18 protein-coding genes and 1 pseudogene are annotated in these 17,253 nt (G+C 73.8%); 13 read left to right on the top strand and 6 right to left on the bottom strand.

Going from position 1 to position 17,253, the window contains the following annotated elements:
• Window positions 1–31: 31 nt before the first annotated feature.
• Window positions 32–1,450: a MocR-like pyridoxine biosynthesis transcription factor PdxR gene (pdxR, locus tag ACWCPW_RS04705; protein WP_449760129.1), complete on the bottom strand. Its 1,419-nt coding sequence runs from the start codon at window positions 1,448–1,450 to the stop codon at window positions 32–34.
• Window positions 1,451–1,551: 101 nt separating this feature from the next.
• Between pdxR and ACWCPW_RS04700 the strand changes: the two genes are divergently transcribed.
• The 4 genes from ACWCPW_RS04700 (at window position 1,552) to ACWCPW_RS04685 (ending at window position 4,867) form a co-directional block, all read left to right on the top strand.
• Window positions 1,552–2,307, top strand: coding sequence for a metallophosphoesterase (locus ACWCPW_RS04700; protein ID WP_449760128.1), 756 nt, complete (start codon window positions 1,552–1,554; stop codon window positions 2,305–2,307).
• 51 nt (window positions 2,308–2,358) lie between these two features.
• Window positions 2,359–3,234, top strand: a complete 876-nt coding sequence (locus ACWCPW_RS04695; RefSeq protein WP_449760127.1) for a PP2C family protein-serine/threonine phosphatase — start codon at window positions 2,359–2,361, stop codon at window positions 3,232–3,234.
• Between the two features lie 170 nt (window positions 3,235–3,404).
• Window positions 3,405–4,025: a cyclodeaminase/cyclohydrolase family protein gene (locus tag ACWCPW_RS04690; RefSeq protein ID WP_449760126.1), complete on the top strand. Its 621-nt coding sequence runs from the start codon at window positions 3,405–3,407 to the stop codon at window positions 4,023–4,025.
• Entirely contained in the window at window positions 4,022–4,867 is an 846-nt protein-coding gene (locus ACWCPW_RS04685) for a bifunctional 5,10-methylenetetrahydrofolate dehydrogenase/5,10-methenyltetrahydrofolate cyclohydrolase (RefSeq protein ID WP_449760125.1), read from the top strand. The genes ACWCPW_RS04690 and ACWCPW_RS04685 overlap by 4 nt, the downstream gene beginning before the upstream one ends.
• A 213-nt stretch (window positions 4,868–5,080) precedes the next feature.
• On the opposite strand, the gene ACWCPW_RS04680 is transcribed toward ACWCPW_RS04685, so the two are convergent.
• A complete protein-coding gene (locus ACWCPW_RS04680; RefSeq protein ID WP_449760124.1) occupies window positions 5,081–5,455 on the bottom strand; it encodes a hypothetical protein in 375 nt (124 codons plus the stop codon).
• A 179-nt stretch (window positions 5,456–5,634) separates the two neighbouring features.
• On the opposite strand from ACWCPW_RS04680, the pseudogene ACWCPW_RS04675 reads away from it, so the two are divergent.
• The 4 genes and pseudogenes from ACWCPW_RS04675 to ACWCPW_RS04660 form a co-directional block, all read left to right on the top strand.
• Window positions 5,635–5,892: pseudogene (locus ACWCPW_RS04675) on the top strand (DUF3099 domain-containing protein); the annotation flags it as partial.
• Window positions 5,893–6,066: 174 nt separating this feature from the next.
• Window positions 6,067–6,336, top strand: a complete 270-nt coding sequence (locus tag ACWCPW_RS04670) for a hypothetical protein (protein WP_449760123.1) — start codon at window positions 6,067–6,069, stop codon at window positions 6,334–6,336.
• A 150-nt stretch (window positions 6,337–6,486) separates the two neighbouring features.
• Window positions 6,487–7,356, top strand: coding sequence for an SDR family oxidoreductase (locus tag ACWCPW_RS04665; RefSeq protein ID WP_449760122.1), 870 nt, complete (start codon window positions 6,487–6,489; stop codon window positions 7,354–7,356).
• A gap of 89 nt (window positions 7,357–7,445) precedes the next feature.
• Window positions 7,446–7,643 (top strand): hypothetical protein, encoded by a 198-nt coding sequence (locus tag ACWCPW_RS04660; protein WP_331770978.1) that lies wholly within the window; start codon window positions 7,446–7,448, stop codon window positions 7,641–7,643.
• A 96-nt stretch (window positions 7,644–7,739) separates the two neighbouring features.
• Here the strand turns inward: ACWCPW_RS04660 and ACWCPW_RS04655 are convergent, their stop codons facing one another.
• Window positions 7,740–7,928 carry a hypothetical protein gene (locus ACWCPW_RS04655; protein ID WP_449760121.1) on the bottom strand — a complete coding sequence of 63 codons (189 nt, stop codon included), beginning with the start codon at window positions 7,926–7,928 and terminating at the stop codon, window positions 7,740–7,742.
• 128 nt (window positions 7,929–8,056) lie between these two features.
• On the opposite strand from ACWCPW_RS04655, the gene ACWCPW_RS04650 reads away from it, so the two are divergent.
• Together ACWCPW_RS04650 and ACWCPW_RS04645 are read left to right on the top strand one after the other, a co-directional pair.
• Entirely contained in the window at window positions 8,057–8,902 is an 846-nt protein-coding gene (locus tag ACWCPW_RS04650) for a hypothetical protein (protein ID WP_449760120.1), read from the top strand.
• Window positions 8,903–8,998: 96 nt separating this feature from the next.
• Window positions 8,999–9,322 carry a DUF6247 family protein gene (locus ACWCPW_RS04645; RefSeq protein WP_449760119.1) on the top strand — a complete coding sequence of 108 codons (324 nt, stop codon included), beginning with the start codon at window positions 8,999–9,001 and terminating at the stop codon, window positions 9,320–9,322.
• Window positions 9,323–9,611: 289 nt separating this feature from the next.
• Here the strand turns inward: ACWCPW_RS04645 and ACWCPW_RS04640 are convergent, their stop codons facing one another.
• The 3 genes from ACWCPW_RS04640 to ACWCPW_RS04630 form a co-directional block, all read right to left on the bottom strand.
• A complete protein-coding gene (locus tag ACWCPW_RS04640) occupies window positions 9,612–11,465 on the bottom strand; it encodes a SpoIIE family protein phosphatase (RefSeq protein WP_449760118.1) in 1,854 nt (617 codons plus the stop codon).
• 56 nt (window positions 11,466–11,521) lie between these two features.
• The gene (locus ACWCPW_RS04635) at window positions 11,522–12,877 is read right to left on the bottom strand and encodes a pyridoxal phosphate-dependent decarboxylase family protein (protein WP_449760117.1); all 1,356 of its coding nucleotides are present in this window, start codon (window positions 12,875–12,877) and stop codon (window positions 11,522–11,524) included.
• 198 nt (window positions 12,878–13,075) lie between these two features.
• The gene (locus ACWCPW_RS04630; protein ID WP_449760116.1) at window positions 13,076–13,543 is read right to left on the bottom strand and encodes an Lrp/AsnC family transcriptional regulator; all 468 of its coding nucleotides are present in this window, start codon (window positions 13,541–13,543) and stop codon (window positions 13,076–13,078) included.
• 610 nt (window positions 13,544–14,153) lie between these two features.
• Here ACWCPW_RS04630 and ACWCPW_RS04625 point away from each other — a divergent pair.
• The 3 genes from ACWCPW_RS04625 (at window position 14,154) to ACWCPW_RS04615 (ending at window position 17,235) form a co-directional block, all read left to right on the top strand.
• Window positions 14,154–14,756 (top strand): hypothetical protein, encoded by a 603-nt coding sequence (locus ACWCPW_RS04625; protein ID WP_449760115.1) that lies wholly within the window; start codon window positions 14,154–14,156, stop codon window positions 14,754–14,756.
• 277 nt (window positions 14,757–15,033) lie between these two features.
• Entirely contained in the window at window positions 15,034–15,873 is an 840-nt protein-coding gene (locus ACWCPW_RS04620) for a phosphotransferase family protein (protein ID WP_449760215.1), read from the top strand.
• Between the two features lie 276 nt (window positions 15,874–16,149).
• Window positions 16,150–17,235, top strand: a complete 1,086-nt coding sequence (locus ACWCPW_RS04615) for a polyprenyl synthetase family protein (RefSeq protein ID WP_449760114.1) — start codon at window positions 16,150–16,152, stop codon at window positions 17,233–17,235.
• Window positions 17,236–17,253: the final 18 nt, after the last annotated feature.

The raw sequence follows: 17,253 nt of genomic DNA, 5'->3' as shown, positions 1-17,253 counted from the left end.
GCCCGATCCGGCCGGCCGCGCGCGGCGCGGTTCACCGCTCGCGCAGCACCGCCGCGAGCGCCTCGATCGTGCCCGTCCACGCGTGCGCCGCCGGTGCCGCGAAGCCCACCAGGATCCCCTGCTCCGGGGCCTCCCGGTGCCACAACTCGCCCAGCCCGCGCAGCGCCATCCCGCGCTCGGCGGCGCGCGCCAGCACCCGCTCCTCGGTCGGCCCGTCCGCCGGCAGTGTCATCAGCACGTGCAACCCGGCCGGGACGCCCCACAACCGCAGTGCGCCGGCCCGGCGTTCCGCCTCGAACCGGCGCACCAGGTACTCCCGCCGCCGCCGATAGCTCAGCCGCGCGGCCCGCACGTGCCGGTCGTAGTCGTGCCGGGCGAGCAGGTCCGCGAGGACGAGTTGGCTCAGCCCCTGGGTGTGCCAGTCGGCCCGGTACTTGGCCCGCACCACCGGTTCGACCAGGTGTTTGGGCAGCGCCATCCAGGCCAGCCGCAGGCCGGGCCCCAGCGTCTTGGACACCGATCCGCAGTACGCGACGTGTTCGGGCGCCATCCCCTGGAGCGCGCCGACCGGCTGCCGGTCGTAGCGGAACTCGCCGTCGTAGTCGTCCTCCACGATCAGGCCGCCGCTCGCGCGCGCCCACGCGCACACCTCGTGCCGTCGCCCCGGTCGCAGCGGTACACCCGTCGGATACTGGTGCGCCGGTGTCAACACCACCGCGCCCAGCGCCGGATCGAGCGGCCGGTCCAGGCGCGCGCCGTCGGCGTCCACCGGCAGCGGCAGCACCACTCGTCCGGCGTGCCGGAACACGTCGCGGTAGACGTGGTGTCCGGGGTCCTCCATCCCCACCGCCGCCACTCCGGCCTCGGCCAGCACGCTCGCGAGCAAACCGGCCGACTGGTAGAAGCCCGAGGTGATCACGATGCGATCGGGTGTGGTCGACACGCCGCGGGTGCGCCCGAGGTGCTCGGCCAGCGCAGTGCGCAGTTCGACGCGACCCTGCGGGTCGCCCGCGCCGTGCACGTCGGCGGGCCGCGCGGTGGTCAGCACTCGGCGGGTGGAGCGCAGCCACGCGGCGGTCGGGAACGCGGACACGTCCGGCATGCCCGGTCGCAGGTCGAAGCGCGGCGCCTGCGGTGCAGACCCGGTGTCCGCCGCGTCCCGCGCGGGTGGGCGGGGCAGGTCCGCGACCCGGGTGGCGGCGCCCTGACGCGCGATCAGGTACCCCTCGGCGACCAGTTGGTCGTACGCCGCGGTCACCGTCCCGCGCGCGAAGCCCAATTCGGCGGCCAGGCCGCGGGTGGACGGCAGCGGCGTGCCCGGTGCCAGCCGCCCGGCCCGCACCGCCGCGCGCAGCGCGCGCTCCAGGCCGACGCGGCGACCGGCGGCGCTGTCGACCTCGACGTGCAGATCGAGCGCGTCGATCGGGGAACTGGTCCAATCCTCGAACATTTCACTGGATCTTAACCCTGGTCCGGTCATCCCCGTAGCGTCGGCGTCATCGCGGCCCACTACACCGGAATCACCGCTTCCCCTCCCCCAAGGACGCCCGCATGATCGTATTCGCGCACCTCAGTGACACCCACCTCGACGGCGGGCCGCACGCGGCCGAGCGCACCCGGGCGACCATGGCCCATCTCGACGCGCTCCCGTACGACCTGGACGTGGTGTTGGTCACCGGCGACATCGTGGACTCCGGCAAGCCCGCCGAGTACGACGAGGCGCGTGCGCTGCTCGCGTCCCGGCACCCGGTGCTGATCCTGCCGGGCAACCACGACGTGCGCGGGCCCTTTCGCGCGGGACTGTTCGACGAACCCGCCGGCGACGAGCCGATCAACCGGGTGCACCACACGGCCGGCGGCGCGGTGTTCGCGCTGTGCGACTCGTCCATCCCGGGCCGCGCGGACGGCCTCCTCGCCGACGAGACGCTCGCCTGGTTGGCTGACGTCCTGGACGAAGCACCCTCCTCCGCACCGGTGTTCGTCGCCTTCCACCACCCGCCGGTGGAACTGGGCAGCCCGGAGATCGACCGGATCCGCCAGTTCGGCGCGGACCGCCTCGCCGCCGTCGTCGCGGACCGGCCCAACGTGATGGGCCTGTTGTGCGGGCACGCGCACACCCCGGCGGCCACCACGTTCGCCGGCAAGCCACTGATCGTCGCGCCCGGAGTGGTGTCCACCATCAACCTGCCGTGGGAACGCGTCGACGACGACGCCCCGTTCGTGAACCCGGACATTCCCCCGGCACTCGCGTTCCACCGGCTCGACGACGAGGGTCGGTTGACCACACATTTCCGCACGGTGGCCTGATCCCCCGATAGCGTGCCGCTGGTATGCCCAACGGAGCGAAGGGGGCCGCGGATGTTCGGACGACGCCGGCAGGACACGGGGACGAAGGCCGCGGCCGGCTTCGCGGTGGGTCCGGTGCGGGTGCGCGCGGCCGCGGGCACGGTGGTGGGCAACAAGTACCGGGCCAACTTCGACGTGCTCGGCCTGGAGCCGGACCTGCGGCTCGCCGCCGTCGCCGACGGCATGGGCGACGGGCCCGGCAGCACGGCGGCCGGGCGGATCACCATGACCGAGTTCACCGCGTCGATCCGCCGGGCCGCGTCCGCCGGGCACGGGACGGGCCCGGCGGACCTGCGAGCGAGCGTCGCCCGGATCCAGGACCTGGTACTGGCCGAGGCCGCGAGCCTGCCCGGCTTCACCGGCTGCACCCTCACCGCACTGGTCGCCGAGCCGGACCCGGACCAGGCATCGGCACCGGCTCCGGCACCGCCACCGGTCGGGACCGTCGAGGCCGCGGCCTGGCTGGTCCAGATCGGCGACTCGCGCGCGTACCGGCTGCGGGCCGGTCGGTTGGACCTGTTGACGGTCGATCACACCGAGGCGTGGCTGGGCGCGCTGTACGGCTGGTACCCGAACGAGTCGCCACAGGCCGCCGCCGCGCGCTACCGGCTCAGCCGCTACGTGGGACACCCCGGTCGCCCCGAGCCGGACGTGCTCAACGTGAGCCTGCGGCCGGGCGACGTGTACCTGCTGTGCACCGACGGCGTCGCCGAGCAGATCGCCTACCACCCGCTGGCGGCGCTGCTGGCCGCACCCGACGCGCCGACCGAGATCGTCGCCCGGTTGCTGAAGGCGACCCTGGACGCGGGCGGCCACGACAACGCGACCGCGGTCGTGTGGTGCGTGGACCACCGCGAGGACCGGCCCGCCCAGGGCGCGTCGGGCTGAGTCGTCGGTGCGGGGCGGGGGCCTGCCACCTCCGGTTTTCCGGGCTTTCGGCCGCGTCGTGCGAGGATTTCCGGACGTGCGCCGAGGCGTGTGTGCTCGATGCCCCGTCGTGGTGCCGGTCGGGGGGTCCAGGACCCGTCGCGGCCCCACCGACCGAAGGACGGGCACCCATGCGCGACGAGAAGATCAGCGAATACCTGAAGCACCTCGCCGACCGGGTACCGGCGCCGGGTGGTGGTGCGGCCGCCGCGCTGCACGCCGCCCAGGCCGCGGCGCTGCTCGGCATGGTCGCGCGCTACACCACCGGCGACAGGTACGCCGAGCACGCCTCCTCGATCGCCCAGGTGATCGCGCTCACCGACGAACTGCGGGACGTGGCATTGCGGTTGGCCGGGGAGGACGCGGCCGCGTTCACCGCGGTGACGGAGGCCTACCGGCTGCCCGCGGACACCGACGAGGCCTCGGCCGAGCGCTCGGCCACGATCGCCGCCGCGCTGGTCGGCGCGGCCAAGCCGCCGGCGGAGGTGGTCGTACTGGCCGCCGCGTGCGTCGAACTGGCCGAGAAGCTGCTGCCGATCGGCAATCCCAACGTGGTCACCGACGTGGCCGCGGCCGCGGAGGCGGCCCGCGCGGCGGCCACCACGGCGCGGGTGAACATCGAGATCAACCTCCGCGGGATCAAGGACGAGACGGCCCGCGCCGAACTGCGTACGCAGGCCGGTCGGGTGGACGACATCGCGGTGCGCGCCGACCAGGTCACCGCGGCCGTCCGCAAGGAGGTCAACCGATGACCGCGCGGGTGCTCTCCGGCAAGGATGCGGCCGCCGCGATCCGCGCCGAGACCGCGACCCGGGCCGCGCTGCTCGCCGGGGCCGGCACCCCGGTCACCCTCGCGGTCGTGGTGGCCACAGCCGACGAGGCCGGTGCGTGGTACGTGCGCTCGATCGCCGCGGCGGCGGCGAAGGTGGGCATCACCTGCGACGTGGTCGACCTCGGTCCGGACGCGGCCCCCGAGACGATCCGGGGCACGTTGGCGGCGCTGAGCGCGGACGACGCGGTGCACGGGATCATCCTGCAGACCCCGCTGCCGGACGGCGCGGTGCCGGCCGACCTGGCCGGCGCGATCGTGTTCGGCAAGGACGTGGACGGCGCGAACCCGCTCTCGCTCGGCCGGCTCGCCGCCGGTCTGCCCGCCTTCGCGCCCGCCACGGCCGAGGCGGTGGTGACGATCCTGGACCACCACGGCGTCGAACTCCGCGGCCGGCACGTCGTGGTGGTCGGCCGCTCGACGGTGGTCGGCAAGCCCGCCGCGCACCTGCTGCTCGACCGCGACGCGACGGTCACCATCTGCCATTCCCGGACCAAGGACCTGGCCCGGTTCACCTCGACCGCCGATGTCCTGGTCGCCGCCGTCGGCCGCGCCGGGCTGATCACCGCCGAACACGTCGCGCCCGGCGCGGTCGTGGTCGACGTGGGCACCAACCCCACCGCCGACGGCGGTCTGGTCGGCGACGTGGACGCGGCGTCCGTCGCGCCGATGGCCGGCGCGCTCACCCCGGTGCCGGGCGGTGTGGGGCCGGTGACGACCGCCCTGCTCCTGAGTCACACGGTGCGCGCGGCGGCCTCGGCCTGACCGCGCGCGATCGCCCGGCTCCCGGGTCGCTCGGATCACTCGCCTTGTGATCACTCGACTCGGGACCACTCGGCTTGGGACCACTCGACTCGGGGTCACTCGCCTTGTGATCACTCGGCTCGGGACCACTCGGCCGGGGATCGCCCGGCTCCCGGGTCGCGCGCAATCGCCCCGGCCCGGGAGGAAATCAGCGCCCTGTCACGCGGCGGGAGGTCACCACCGGGACACGCGGCGGCCGTCGCGCTCGTGCCAGCGGCCCGGAAGGTCGATGATCTCGGCGCCGGCGGCGCGGAACCGGTCGGCGGTGGCCCGGGCCCGTTCGGGGTCCAGGGCGAACACCCACAGGCCCGGTATCAGCACGGTGCGCACCGCGCCGGCGGCCACTTGGGCCAGCAGGTTCTCCAGCTCCGGCGCCTGTTCCCGCGAGGACACGCCGTTGTCCAGGCACACCACGGGCTGATTCAGACCGAGCCCGTGCGCGTAGGCGGTCAGCGCGTTGCGATGCGCGGCCATCTCCCACGGGTCGCGCGGATAGCACCTGAGATAGGCGACGGGCGCGCCGGCGTACGGAGGGGAGACGGTCGTCATGGCGACTGATTCCTTTCCGGCGATCGGCACGGACCCACGGCCCCGCCTCGACGCCAGTCAACACCGTCCGACGCGAAAGGTCTATACCAATATTGTCATCCGGGAGTGACTCCTTGGGATGGCGCGACCGCGCGTGCGGGGCGGGCCCGTCCGGCGGTGCGAAGTCGTACCGTGAACACATGAACTCCAACGATCCGGGCGGCCCCGGTCGAGGGGGTGCCACTCCATCCGGGCCGGTCCCGTCCCAGCGGCGGCGCCGCAAGCGCTATTTCGTGATGATGGGCGTCTGTCTGCTGCTGTTCCTGCTGGCCGGCACGGTGGTCTACCGCTGGTCGGTCGCCGCGGCCGCGGGCATGACCGTCGTCGCGATGGCGATCCCGCCGTTCGCCGCGATCGTGGCCAACCGCCGCGAGCAGGGCGACCGCTGGTGGGACGAGTAGCCCGGTCCGATCGCGAACTCGTGCGCGCGCCGCGCCCGCCGGCCCGGACCGCCACCGTCACGGATCGGTTCCGACGCGGTGACAGCCCCGCATACGGCGAACCACGGCGACCACCCGGCCCGTCCCCACCGATGACCCGCGATCGCGCGGGCAGGGGGGAAGGGGGCCCGGATGCCCATCGATCCGGGAATGCAGGCGGCACGACAGGCTCAGGCGTTCCAGGACGGCGTCAACCGGCGCGTCTTCGCGGAGCAGGCGGCAGCCGCCGACCGGCGGCGCCGGCGCGGCGGCCGTTCGCGCGGTTCCGGCCTGCTCCTGCTGCTGTTGGTGATCGGCGCGGTGGTCCTGGCCGCGAAGTACCCCGACCAGGCACACGAGTTGGTCGACCGGGCGCGTCCGCTGGTGGACCGGGTACTCGGCACGATCGACGACCCCCGCTGACTCGCCCCGTCGCCGCCCGGCGCACCCGGGCCGGCGGCAAGGGCGCGCCGTGCGGGCGTGGTTCGGCGGATGTCGGACAACCGCGCAGTAGGGTCGGTGGCCGAGCGGCCGGGTGCTGTCGGGCCGTCCCCGTCGGGAGAGGACGTCGTCATGGGTCCAGTCATCGCGGTCACCGGAGCGGGCGGGCAGGTCGGCGGCCGGGTCGCCCGGCGGCTGGCCGAGGCCGGCGCGGCGCAGCGCCTGTTGGGGCGGGACCCGTCCCGGCTGCCGGAGTTCGAGGGCGCGGTCAAGGCGCCGCCGGCGTCCTACGGCGACGACGCGGCGATGCGACGGGCCCTGGCGGGGGCGGACACGCTGTTCCTGGTGTCCGCGCGGGAGAGCGCCGATCGGGTCCGCGAGCACATCACCGCCGTGGACGCGGCGGTGGCGGCGGGGGTCGGGCGGATCGTGTACGTGTCCTTCCTGGGCGCGGCGCCGGACGCGACCTTCACGTTCGCCCGCGACCACTGGCACACCGAGCAGCACATCCGGGCCACCGGGCTGCGGTACACGTTCCTGCGCGACAGCCTCTACCTGGCCGGGCTGCCGGCCATGGTCGGCGCGGACGGGATCATCCGCGGCCCGGCCGGGGAGGGGCGGGTCTCGGCGGTGGCCCACGACGACGTCGCCGACTCGGCGGCGGCCGTCCTGCTCGGCGGCGACGCGCACGACGGCCTCCGCTACGACCTCACCGGCCCCGAGGCGATCACGCTCGCCGAGGCGGCGGCCGAACTGACCCGCTTCGCCGGGCGGCCGATCCGCTACATCGCGGAGACCCGGAATCAGGCGTACGCCTCGCGCGCGCAGTACAACGCGCCCGCGTGGGAGATGGCCGGCTGGGTGACCTCGTACGAGGCGATCGCGACCGGCGAGATGAGCGAGGTGTCCACCGCGGTCCCGAACCTGACCGGCCGGCCGGCGCAGAACCTGGCCGGCTACCTGACCACCCACCCGCGGGCGTGGGAGCACCTCAAGGCGTAGCCGGCCTCCCACGCGCGGCCGGCGCGCTCGCTCCCCCGACCGGCCGTGCCCCGGGTGCGGCCGGGCCCGTCGGCGGGTCTGCTGGGGCTATGCATCCCAAACACCCGATCATCGAGCTGACCGAGCTGCTGATGCGCGAGACCGACCTGCCGCAGGATCGGGCGAGCGCCCTCGTGCAACGGATCTGGGACGCGGGGGTGGCCGAGGGCACCCGTCGGATGACGGACGACCTCGCCGCCGCCAACCGCGAGACCGAGGAACTGCGCCGGGCGCTCGACGACGAGTGACCCGGGCGTGCGGTCCGCGCGGGTGCGGTGCCCGGGACGTGGTGTCCCCGCTCGGGGCCGGACCGGGACACCACGCCCGTCCGTGGCGCGGATGCCCTACAGCGGCAGGGTGCTCGCGACCTGGTTGACGTGGTTCAGGTTGTTGAGGCCGTCCGGGTAGACGGCGGAGGGGACACCGGCGACCTTGCCGGTGTTCGGCGTCGGCTCCTGCGCGTGGGCGGCGGACGCGGCGAGGACCGCGAGTGCGGTGCCGGCCAGGGCGGCGGCTGCGATGCGCTTGATCATGTCCCGCCCAACGAGAGCACGACCGCTTGGTCACCGCGGCGCCCGAGGACTCGGCCCGGTTCACCTGTTCGGCGTTCGTGCGCCGCCCCCGATCGGGAACACGAGCACGAACGCGGAAAGGGGTACCGATGGCGCCGGAGCACCTGGAGTCGGCCGGCTGGTGGCACGACACGATGATCCGCGACGGCCGGTTGCCGATGAGCCTGGCGTTCGCGTCGCTGCTGATCACCTTCCTGGTGACGCGGACGATCACCCGGTTGATCCGGGCCGGCCGGGGGCCGTTCCACAACATCGGCAGCGGCGGTGTGCACATCCACCACGTGGTGCCCGGCATCGTGCTCGCCCTGCTCGGCGGCTTCCTCGCGGTCGGCGCCGGCGAGTACCTGGTCGGCCGGTCGGTCGCGGGGGTGTTGCTCGGGATCGGCGCGGGGCTGGTGCTGGACGAGTTCGGGATGATCGTGCATCTGGCCGACGTGTACTGGACCGAGCAGGGCCGGATCTCGATCGAGGCCACCGTGCTGGCCACCGCCGCGGCCGGTCTGGCGGCGAGCGGGTTCGTGCCCTTCGACGCGACCCCCGAGGGCGACACCGTCGACGACCGGGTGGCGTGGCTGATCGTGCTGCTGCTCGACGTGGCGATGGCGGCGATCACGTTCGCCAAGGGCAAGGTCGCCACCGGGGTGATCGGCATTTTCGTCCCGTTCGTCAACATCGTCGCGGCGATCCGGCTGGCCCGGCCGGGGTCGCCGTGGGCCAGGCGGCGCTACCACGACAAGCCGCACAAGCTGCGTCGCGCCACCGCCCGCGCCGCACGCCACGACGCCCGCTGGCGCCCGATCCGCCGCCGCTTCGAGGACACCATCGCCGGCAGCCTGGTCGCGTCGCCGCCGGCACCGGCACCGCCCGCACACCCGCGTCCCCGAGTCGTGGGCACGCGCCACACGCTGAGCCGGCCGACCCCGCGCACCGACTGACGGAACCGAGCCTGGCGCCCGCCGACGCGCCCGATCGACCGCTTCGCGTCGCGCGCCGTCTGGTTGCGCCCGCACACGCCCTGCCAGGCTGACGGCATGGACGAGACACCGCGCGGTCCCCGGGCCCCCGAACGCGTCATCGGCTTCGGCGGCGACCACCATCCGACGCCTGCGGAACTCCGGGCCGAGCTCCCCGAAGACCTACGGGCCCGGTTCGAGGAGGAGTACATCCGCGTCCTCGACCACGCGAAGGCCACCGGAGACTTGGCGCCGCTCGCCGAGATGCTTCCGCAAGGGCAGGTCACTCTGTACCACCGGCGACTGCCCGACTGGCCGGAGATGGCCGAGGCCATCCGGCGGATCAATGCCGGCCTGCCGGTCGACACCGTGCCGGCGCTTCCACCCGAGTGGGACGAGTGAATCATGGCCTACCGGGTGGAGTCCCTCTCGCAACCGCAGAGCTGGATCCGGAACGCCAAGCCGCACGTACAGAGCGCCTACGCCGACATGATCCGCAGTCCGGCGTCGGACCCGTGGCGCGTGGGCGTCGGCGAACGAAGCGCCCCAACACCCGCAGGTACGCGTTCTGCGTCGAGGGTGAGGCCACCTTCGTCATCGAGGACCGCTGCGTCACCGTCACCATCGTCGGAATCCGCTGAGCCCCCATCACCTGCTCGTGCCGCCCGTCGCCTCTCGGCGAGCACCCGGGTCACCGGCCCGCGGCCGGTCCCGCCGCTTCGCCGGGCGGGTGTTGGCGGGCGGCCAGGACCGCGATGTCGTCCTCCGGCTTGTCGGTGATCATCCGCGCGATCAGCGTGTCCACCAGGCGCACCAGCGGCGTCTCGGCGGTCAGTCCCACGTGGATCAGCCGCTGGAGCGATTCGCCGATGTCCTCGCCCCGGCGCTCGACCAGGCCGTCGGTGTACATCACCAGGACCCGCTCCGGCTGGCTGCGCCGGCGCACCGAGGTGTAGCCGCCGAATCCGGTGCCCAGCGGCGGTCCGACCGGGACGTCCACGAGTTCGGCCGCGTCGCCGGGCCCGACCAGGAGCGGCGGCAGATGGCCGGCGCTGGCGAAGGTGACCGTGCCCGCCTCCGGGTCCACCAGCACCAGCAGGCAACTGGCCACCCGCTCGATGCCCGCCTTGGTGCTGGTGCGGTCCACCGCGGCCAGGATCTCGTGTGGCTCCAGATCGGAGCGCGCCTGCACCCGCAGCAGGGCCCGGAACTGGCTCATCTCCACGGCGGCCTGCACGCCGTGGCCCATCACGTCGCCGACCGCGAGCAGGGTGCGCCCGCCGCTGAGCGCGACCGCGTCGTACCAGTCGCCGCCCACCTCCACGCTGCTGCCCGCCGGGCGGTAGCGCGAGGCCAGTTCGATGTCCGGGTGCGGTGCGTCCGGCGCGGCCAGCAGCGCGTGCTGCAGGGCCAGCGCGATGTCGTGCTCGTGCGCGTAGCGGCGTGCGTTGTCCACGCTGATCGCCCCGCGCCGGGCCAGGTCCCGGGCCAGCACCACGTCCTCGGTGGAGAAGGCCGGTACGGCGCCGTGCCGGGCCAGGGTGACCATGCCGATCGCGCTGCCGCGGGCGACCAAGGGCAGCGCGACCACCGAGTGCAGGCCGACCGAGCGGAAGACCGCGAGTCGGTCCGGGCTGGAGACCTCGCGGGCCAGTTCCTCGTCGCTCGCCCGGTTGACCACCACGGGGCTGCGCTCGCTCAGGGCGCGCGGCACCATCGAGCCCTGTTGGTAGTCCACGTTCTCGCCGGGCCGGCGCAGGATCGCGGCCTGTTCGGCCATCCCCGGCCGGTGCGACAGCGCGGCCCGCCACATCCGGACCATGTCCTGCGGCGCGTGCGGTGTGCCGTTGGCGCCCTCGACCGCGAACACGTCTACCGCGGCCACGTCGCCGAGCTCGGCGACGAACAGTTCGGCCAGTTCCTCGCAGGTCTCCACCAGGTCCAGGGTGGTGCCGACCCGGGTCGCGGCGGCGTCCAGGAACGCCAGCCGGCGGCGGGCCGCGTCCAGTTCCATCTGGGTGCGGCGGGACTCGGAGACCTCGAGTATCACGCCCGCCAGACCGACCACCACGCCCTCGTGCTCCAGGCGGTGGTAGGCGCCGTGCCACCAGCGGCGCTCGGGCGGACCCGCGTGCGTGATGCCGGTGGAGGTGGCCTCGCGGGCCACGCCGTCGCTGAGCACCGCCCGCAGGATGTCGTCCTTGGCGTCCACCTCCGGGAGCACCTCGCCGATGCTCCGGCCCAGGTGCTGCTCGGCCGAGACACCGTTCATCCGGGCCAGCGCCGGATTGACGTACAGGTAGCGCAGGCTCGGGCTCATCACCGCGACCGCGGCGGGCGTGCCGTCGAGCAGACCCTGCAAGACCGCGTAGGCGCCGGCCTCGCGCACATCGTCGCCCTCGACCCCGACCAGGCGCGCGACCGCGCCGGTCACGGCGTCGACCTCCGGCACCATCATCGGCGGGTCCGCGTACTCGTCCAGCGCCACGCCTGTCCTCTCCAGCCCCGGGTCCCGTGAGGCGCCCGGCCCCCGGAAGCCGTCCATCGGCTTCCAGTCTGGGCCACGGCGACCCGAACGCGCGAGCGGCAGGCCGTAGGGCGTTACACCATCGTGGCCATGATCTCCTCGACCATCGCCATGGTCGTACCCGGATGCAGGAAGGCGAAGCGAGCCACCGTCTCACCCTCCCAACCGGTCGGCGTGACGAAGCCCACCTGGCCGGCCAGCAGCCGGTGCGACCACCGCAGGTAGTCGTCCGCACTCCAGCCGACCCGCCGGAAGAGCACCGCGGACAGCTCGGGGTCGCGGATCAGCTCCAGGTGCGGGGTGGCCCGGATCAGCTCGGCGGTGTCCCGGGCCAGCGTGAGCGCGGTCTCGATCGCCTCGGTGTACGCGTCGGTGCCGTGCACGGCCAGCGAGAACCACAGCGGCAGGCCGCGGGCACGGCGGGTGAGGTGGTACGCGTAGTCGGTCGGGTTCCACTCTTCGGGCGCGTCGGTGTGCAGGACGTCCAGGTAGGACGCGTCCTGGGTGTGCACGCCGCGGGCCAGGGCCGGGTCGCGGTACACCAGCGCGGCGCAGTCGAACGGCGCGAACAGCCACTTGTGCGGGTCGATCACGAACGAGTCGGCCAGCTCGATCCCGTCGTAGCGGGCGCGCACGCTGGGCGCGAGCAGGCCGGCGCCGCCGTAGGCGCCGTCCACGTGGAACCACAGGTCGCGCTCGCGGGCGACCGCGCCGATCCCGGCCAGGTCGTCGATGATGCCCGCGTTGGTGGTGCCGGCGGTGGCGACCACGCCCACCACGTCGGCCACGTCCGGGTCGGCGTCCAGTGCGGCGCGCAGCGCCTCGCCGGTCAGGCGGTGGTCGGTGGTCTTCACCACGAGCGCGTCCATGCCGATGATGTGCAGCGTGTTGCCGATCGAGGAGTGCGCCTGGTCGCTGACCGCGATCCGCAGGCGGTCCCGGGCGGTGGCACCGGTACGCCGCCGGCCCATGTCCCGGGCGACCACGAGCGCGGACAGGTTGCCGGCCGAGCCGCCGCTGACGAAGCAGCCGCCGGCGCTCGCGGGCAGCCCGGCCAGGTCCGCGATCAGCCGCAGCACCTGGTTCTCGGCGGCCACCGCGCCGGCCGCCTCCAGCCACGAGATGCCCTGGAGGGACGCGCACGAGACGACCATGTCGAACAGCAGCGCGGCCTTGGTCGGCGCGGCCGGGATGAAGGAGAGGAAGCGCGGGCTGTCGCAGGAGATGACCGCCGGCGCGAGCTGGTCGGCGTAGATCGCCAGCACGTCGCCCGGGTCGTTGCCCCGCGCGCCGATCAGGCCGTCGAGCGCGCGGTCGAGCTTGTCCTTGCGCCCGGGGTGGTCCAGCGGGACCGGGTCCAGTGCGAGCCGCTCGCGCATGTAGTCGAAGACCAGGTCGGCGAGGGCGGGGTCGTACCGGTGCATGCGCATGACGGGGCTCGACAATCTCTCGGCGCGTTCGGGCGGCGTTTCCCGCGCAGGGTGGGTTTCCCGCGGTGGCGTATCCCGCGCGGGTCGGTGTTCCAAACGAAAACCGTGGGGCGCCGGGTTGGTCCGCACCGGCACCTCAAACCCTACGTACGGGTGTGCGATCGGGCCAAGAGGTCGATCTTGCGCGTCGACGCCGATCTATTGCGTCTCCACTCCCTGCCAAGTCGTTCCATTGCGCCTGACCAGCCGGGAAAGCACGACAGAGCTCTTGGTGCGGACCACGAACGGCTCCGCGTTGATGCGCTCCAGGATGCGTTCGAAGTGCTGGACGTCCTCGGCGAGCAGGTGGATCACCGCGTCCGCGTCGCCGGTGACGGTGCTCGCCGAGACCACTTCGGGGAACTTCGCCAGCGCCCGTCCGATCGCGCTCGGCGAGGTGCGCCCGACGCAGTACAACTCGACGAACGCCTCGGTGCTCCACCCCAGCGCGGCCGGCTCCACCGACGCGGAGAAGCCGGTGATCACACCGGCGGCCAGCAGCCGGTCCACCCGACGTTTGACGGCGGACGCGGACAGACCGACCAGGGCGCCGATCTCGGCGTAGGTCGAACGCGCGTCGTCGATGAGCGCGGTGATGATCCGGCTGTCCAGCGGGTCCAGCGCCATCGGTCGGGTCTCCTGGGTACGGGTCGGGCGGGGTGGCGACGGGGGTGGGGGCTCGGACGGGTGGTTCGGGCGAGGGGGCACAGTGACGGTAGCCCACCGCGGCATCGGTACCCGATTCACACGCGCTCGCGTCGGTCGCCGAGGTCGCTACGGCCGGTGGCGGGCGGCTGCGCCGGTGTCCGCGGGCGGTTGTCCGACGGTAAGTACCTTCCGTTCTCCGGGGGTTCATTTCGCGGACGCGCCGGTACGCGTTAATCGAGGGTGGACCCGGGGCCGGCGACCGGTCGCGCTCCGGAATCGGCGCATTCGAGGCGTTGCCTCGCCGTTTCGCCTGCCTCCGGCGGTCCGGACGGGGATGTGCCGCGTTCCGACGAGGTGTGCCGCGCGGGCGGGGTGGGCCTCGCCGCGATTCGGGCGCCGATGTCGGTGCGGCCTGGTATCGACTGGCACTACCGACTCGTTCGACCACCATCGACCGCCGGCCGGCGCGCGGAGTCCTCTTCGTGGCGCGTACGGCCATCTCCGGGAAGGCGGTCCACGCCTAGCGTGAAGAAGTCCCGGTTTCGGGGAGGCGGCCGCGCGCCGCAGGATCGGCAAAGGAGACGGCAACATGACGATCAAGGTCACAGTGGTCTACCACGACACCGCCGAGTGCGTTCGGGCGCTCGCCGACGCGGTGGCGGCGGTCGCCTGGAACACCGGCGCCGACGTCCGGTTGCGCCGGCTTCCGGAGGCCGAGTCGGACCCGAAACCGGCGGACCCGAGAGCGGATCCACCCGCGACCGCGCGCGATCTGAGCTGGGCCGACGTCGTCGTGCTCGGTGCTCCGGCGCGGGATCGCGACGTGGTCGCGTCGTTGCGCCGACTCTCGGACTCCGCGACCGCGCCGGCCACCGCGTCGGCCGCACGCGAGATGCGCGGCGCGTGGGAGCGCCGCACCGAGGAGCAGGTGTTCGGCGTGTTCGTGACCACGCCGGCGCCCGGCACGTTGCACGGCGGGCTGATGCGCAGCTTCGGCATCGTCCACCGGCCCGCGCCCGGCGGCCACGCACGCGAGCCGGAGTGCTCGGTGGCCACACTCCCCCCTGCGACGAACCTGGAGGGCGGCACCGGCGACCCCACCCTCACATCCCTCGACCTGGTCCGAATCCAGACCCGCCGCTGCGTCGAGATCGCCGCGGCGCTGCGCGCGGAACGCGCCATGGCGGTCTGAGCGCCGCGCCGGGAATCGGGGGCGTCTCCACGCGGACACGCGGTCGTGAGCGCCGTCCGGCACCCGCCGTGTCGGGCTGTTCGAGGAGGGGGCCGCGGAAACCGGGAAGCGGCGGGATCGTGACGACCCACGCGGCCGGCCCGAACAGGCGCGCGGGTGCGCGTTCGCGTTCGCCGAGGCGGCGGGTGGCCCCGTCAGGGTCGTTCGGGCCTGCCGGCATGATCGCGAAGTGACCAGTGAACGCGCGCGGTCCGGGCCACCGGATGCCGACGAGGACGTGCTCATCAGGCACGCCGGGTTGCTCGCCCGGCTCCTGCCCAACGACGATCCCGCCGCGTTGACGGTACGGCGGGGTCAGTTCCACGATGTCGTGCTCGGGGCGACGCGGGTGGTGTGTTTTGCGCGGACCGACGCGGCCGAGCGCCGACTGCCGCGTCGAGCCGCGCAACTGCGGCTGCTCGCCGGGTTGTCGCTCGGCGTGCGCACCCCCGAACCGCTCGGGGCGGGACACGATCCCGGATATCTGCTCCTGGGCCGGCTCCCGGGCGAGCCGTTGGATCCGGACGCGCCCGTCCCGGCGGAAGCGGCGGCGCGGTACGCCGAGTTGCTGACCGCCCTGGCCGGCGCCGCGGCCGACCCCGACGTGCGTGCCGGGCTGCGCCGCGCGGACCCGGGCTCCGGGGGCGCGTGGACCGGGTTCGTCCGCGACGTGCGTGCGGAGCTGTACCCGCTCATGTCCGCGGCCGGCCGCCGCCGCGCAGATCTCGAACTGGCGGCCGTACTGGCCCTGTCGCCCGTCGCGACCGCCGTGGTGCACGGCGACCTGGGCGGTGCGAACGTGTTGTGGACCACCGTCGACGGCGTGCCTCGGTTGAGCGGCGTGCTGGACTGGGACGACGTCTCGCTCGGCGATCCGGCGGAGGATCTGGCGGCGATCGCCGCGACCCATGGTGACGACCTGCTCGACGAGGTACTCGACCTGATGGGCATACCCGAGGCCGCCGGCCGCGAGCGCGTCGCCGCGATCCGCGGCACGTTCGCGCTGCAGCAGGCGCTGGCCGCGCTCCGGGACGGCGACCGCGCGGAGTTGGCGGACGGGCTGAGCGGCTACCACTGACGACCGCGGCCCGCCCGGGGGTTCGACCCGAGCGCCGGCAGGTCCCACGATCCGGGTGGCCCGGCGCGAAACCACGCGATGGTGGGGTGTGGAGGCGTGGATTCCCGTTCGGGTGAGCGTACGCCGGAGCGATGCTTCCGTACCCGGCTGTCGCCGAGCCCCCGCGGTCTGTTGGGTTGATCCGGGCGCCGGAGAGCGTCCGCATCATGCGTCGCCCCCATGCGCTCCGGCGCGGCGGGGCCGCGCTCAGGGGGCGACACAGGGGGTTCGCAAGCCGTGACCGAGACACCGCGGGTTTCCACGACGGCCCACAAACGTCGATCGACCAAGCGGGCGCGCGCGACGGTCGCGCCCACCCCGTACGAGTTGTGCGATCGGCCGATCGTGGACGTACCGACCGTCCTTGCCGCCGAGTTCGCCCGCCGCTGGCCGCAGGACGCCGAGGGCATGGACGCGGTGCACCGGTACGCGCTCCTGCCGACCGGCAAGCTGCTGCGACCCGCGTTGGTGATGTACGCGGCGCTCGCGGTCGGCGGCGAGGTCGAGCACGCGCTGCCGGCCGCCGTCGGGATGGAGTGTGTGCACACCGGGAGCCTGCTCCACGACGACATCATCGACGCCGACGAGGAGCGGCGCGGCCGACCGGCGGTACACGTCGCCTACGGCCCCGAACGCGCCATCATCGCGGGCAGCAGCCTGTACTTCGCGTGGTTCGGCGCGCTCGCGGAGTGCGCGCGCCACGGGGTGCCGGGCGAGCGGATCGCAAGGGCGATGGCGGCCCAGGCCGAGGGTGGATACGCGATGTGCCAGGGCGTGTTCGACGAACTGGGCTTCGCCGGAGACCTGGACTGCCCGGTCGAGGACTATCTCGCGATGGCCACGCGCAAGACCGGCGCGTTGTTGTCCGCGTCCTGCCGGGTCGGGGCGATCCTGGGCGGCGGCAACGACGCGGCGGTGGAGGCACTCGGCGCGTTCGGGCGGCATGTGGGCCTGGCCTTCCAGATCCGCGACGACCTGCTTCCCTACGACGACGCGTCGGCCGCCACGATGGGCAAGCCCGCCGACAGTGACGTGTGCAACCATCGCCCGACGCTGCCGGTACTGCTCGCCCACGAACGCGGCAGCGCCGAGCAGCGCGCCGCGATCCGACATGCCCTCCTGCACGAGACCAATCCCGAGACCGCGCTGGCCCGGATGCGCACCCTGGTCGAGACCACCGGAGCCCGGGTCGAGGCCCGGGCCCTGGCCGAGAGCTACGAGCGCAGCGCTCGGGACGCGATCTCGTGGCTCGCCGCCAACCCGTACACCGAGGTCCTCACCCACTGGTCCAACCCCGCACCGACGCCGCCGGCCGGCGGCTGAGACGACCGCACCCGCCCG

Source organism: Embleya sp. NPDC001921, from assembly GCF_053594475.1.
This window is presented reverse-complemented; position numbering and strand designations above follow the sequence as displayed.

Bases quoted from the DNA above. Each gene is read 5' to 3' on its own strand.
- pdxR (WP_449760129.1), bottom strand. From the start codon at position 1,450: ATGTTCGAGGATTGGACCAGTTCCCCGATCGACGCGCTCGATCTGCAC.
- ACWCPW_RS04700 (WP_449760128.1), top strand. From the start codon at position 1,552: ATGATCGTATTCGCGCACCTCAGTGACACCCACCTCGACGGCGGGCCG.
- ACWCPW_RS04695 (WP_449760127.1), top strand. From the start codon at position 2,359: ATGTTCGGACGACGCCGGCAGGACACGGGGACGAAGGCCGCGGCCGGC.
- ACWCPW_RS04690 (WP_449760126.1), top strand. From the start codon at position 3,405: ATGCGCGACGAGAAGATCAGCGAATACCTGAAGCACCTCGCCGACCGG.
- ACWCPW_RS04685 (WP_449760125.1), top strand. From the start codon at position 4,022: ATGACCGCGCGGGTGCTCTCCGGCAAGGATGCGGCCGCCGCGATCCGC.
- ACWCPW_RS04680 (WP_449760124.1), bottom strand. From the start codon at position 5,455: ATGACGACCGTCTCCCCTCCGTACGCCGGCGCGCCCGTCGCCTATCTC.
- ACWCPW_RS04670 (WP_449760123.1), top strand. From the start codon at position 6,067: ATGCCCATCGATCCGGGAATGCAGGCGGCACGACAGGCTCAGGCGTTC.
- ACWCPW_RS04665 (WP_449760122.1), top strand. From the start codon at position 6,487: ATGGGTCCAGTCATCGCGGTCACCGGAGCGGGCGGGCAGGTCGGCGGC.
- ACWCPW_RS04660 (WP_331770978.1), top strand. From the start codon at position 7,446: ATGCATCCCAAACACCCGATCATCGAGCTGACCGAGCTGCTGATGCGC.
- ACWCPW_RS04655 (WP_449760121.1), bottom strand. From the start codon at position 7,928: ATGATCAAGCGCATCGCAGCCGCCGCCCTGGCCGGCACCGCACTCGCG.
- ACWCPW_RS04650 (WP_449760120.1), top strand. From the start codon at position 8,057: ATGGCGCCGGAGCACCTGGAGTCGGCCGGCTGGTGGCACGACACGATG.
- ACWCPW_RS04645 (WP_449760119.1), top strand. From the start codon at position 8,999: ATGGACGAGACACCGCGCGGTCCCCGGGCCCCCGAACGCGTCATCGGC.
- ACWCPW_RS04640 (WP_449760118.1), bottom strand. From the start codon at position 11,465: ATGGACGGCTTCCGGGGGCCGGGCGCCTCACGGGACCCGGGGCTGGAG.
- ACWCPW_RS04635 (WP_449760117.1), bottom strand. From the start codon at position 12,877: ATGCGCATGCACCGGTACGACCCCGCCCTCGCCGACCTGGTCTTCGAC.
- ACWCPW_RS04630 (WP_449760116.1), bottom strand. From the start codon at position 13,543: ATGGCGCTGGACCCGCTGGACAGCCGGATCATCACCGCGCTCATCGAC.
- ACWCPW_RS04625 (WP_449760115.1), top strand. From the start codon at position 14,154: ATGACGATCAAGGTCACAGTGGTCTACCACGACACCGCCGAGTGCGTT.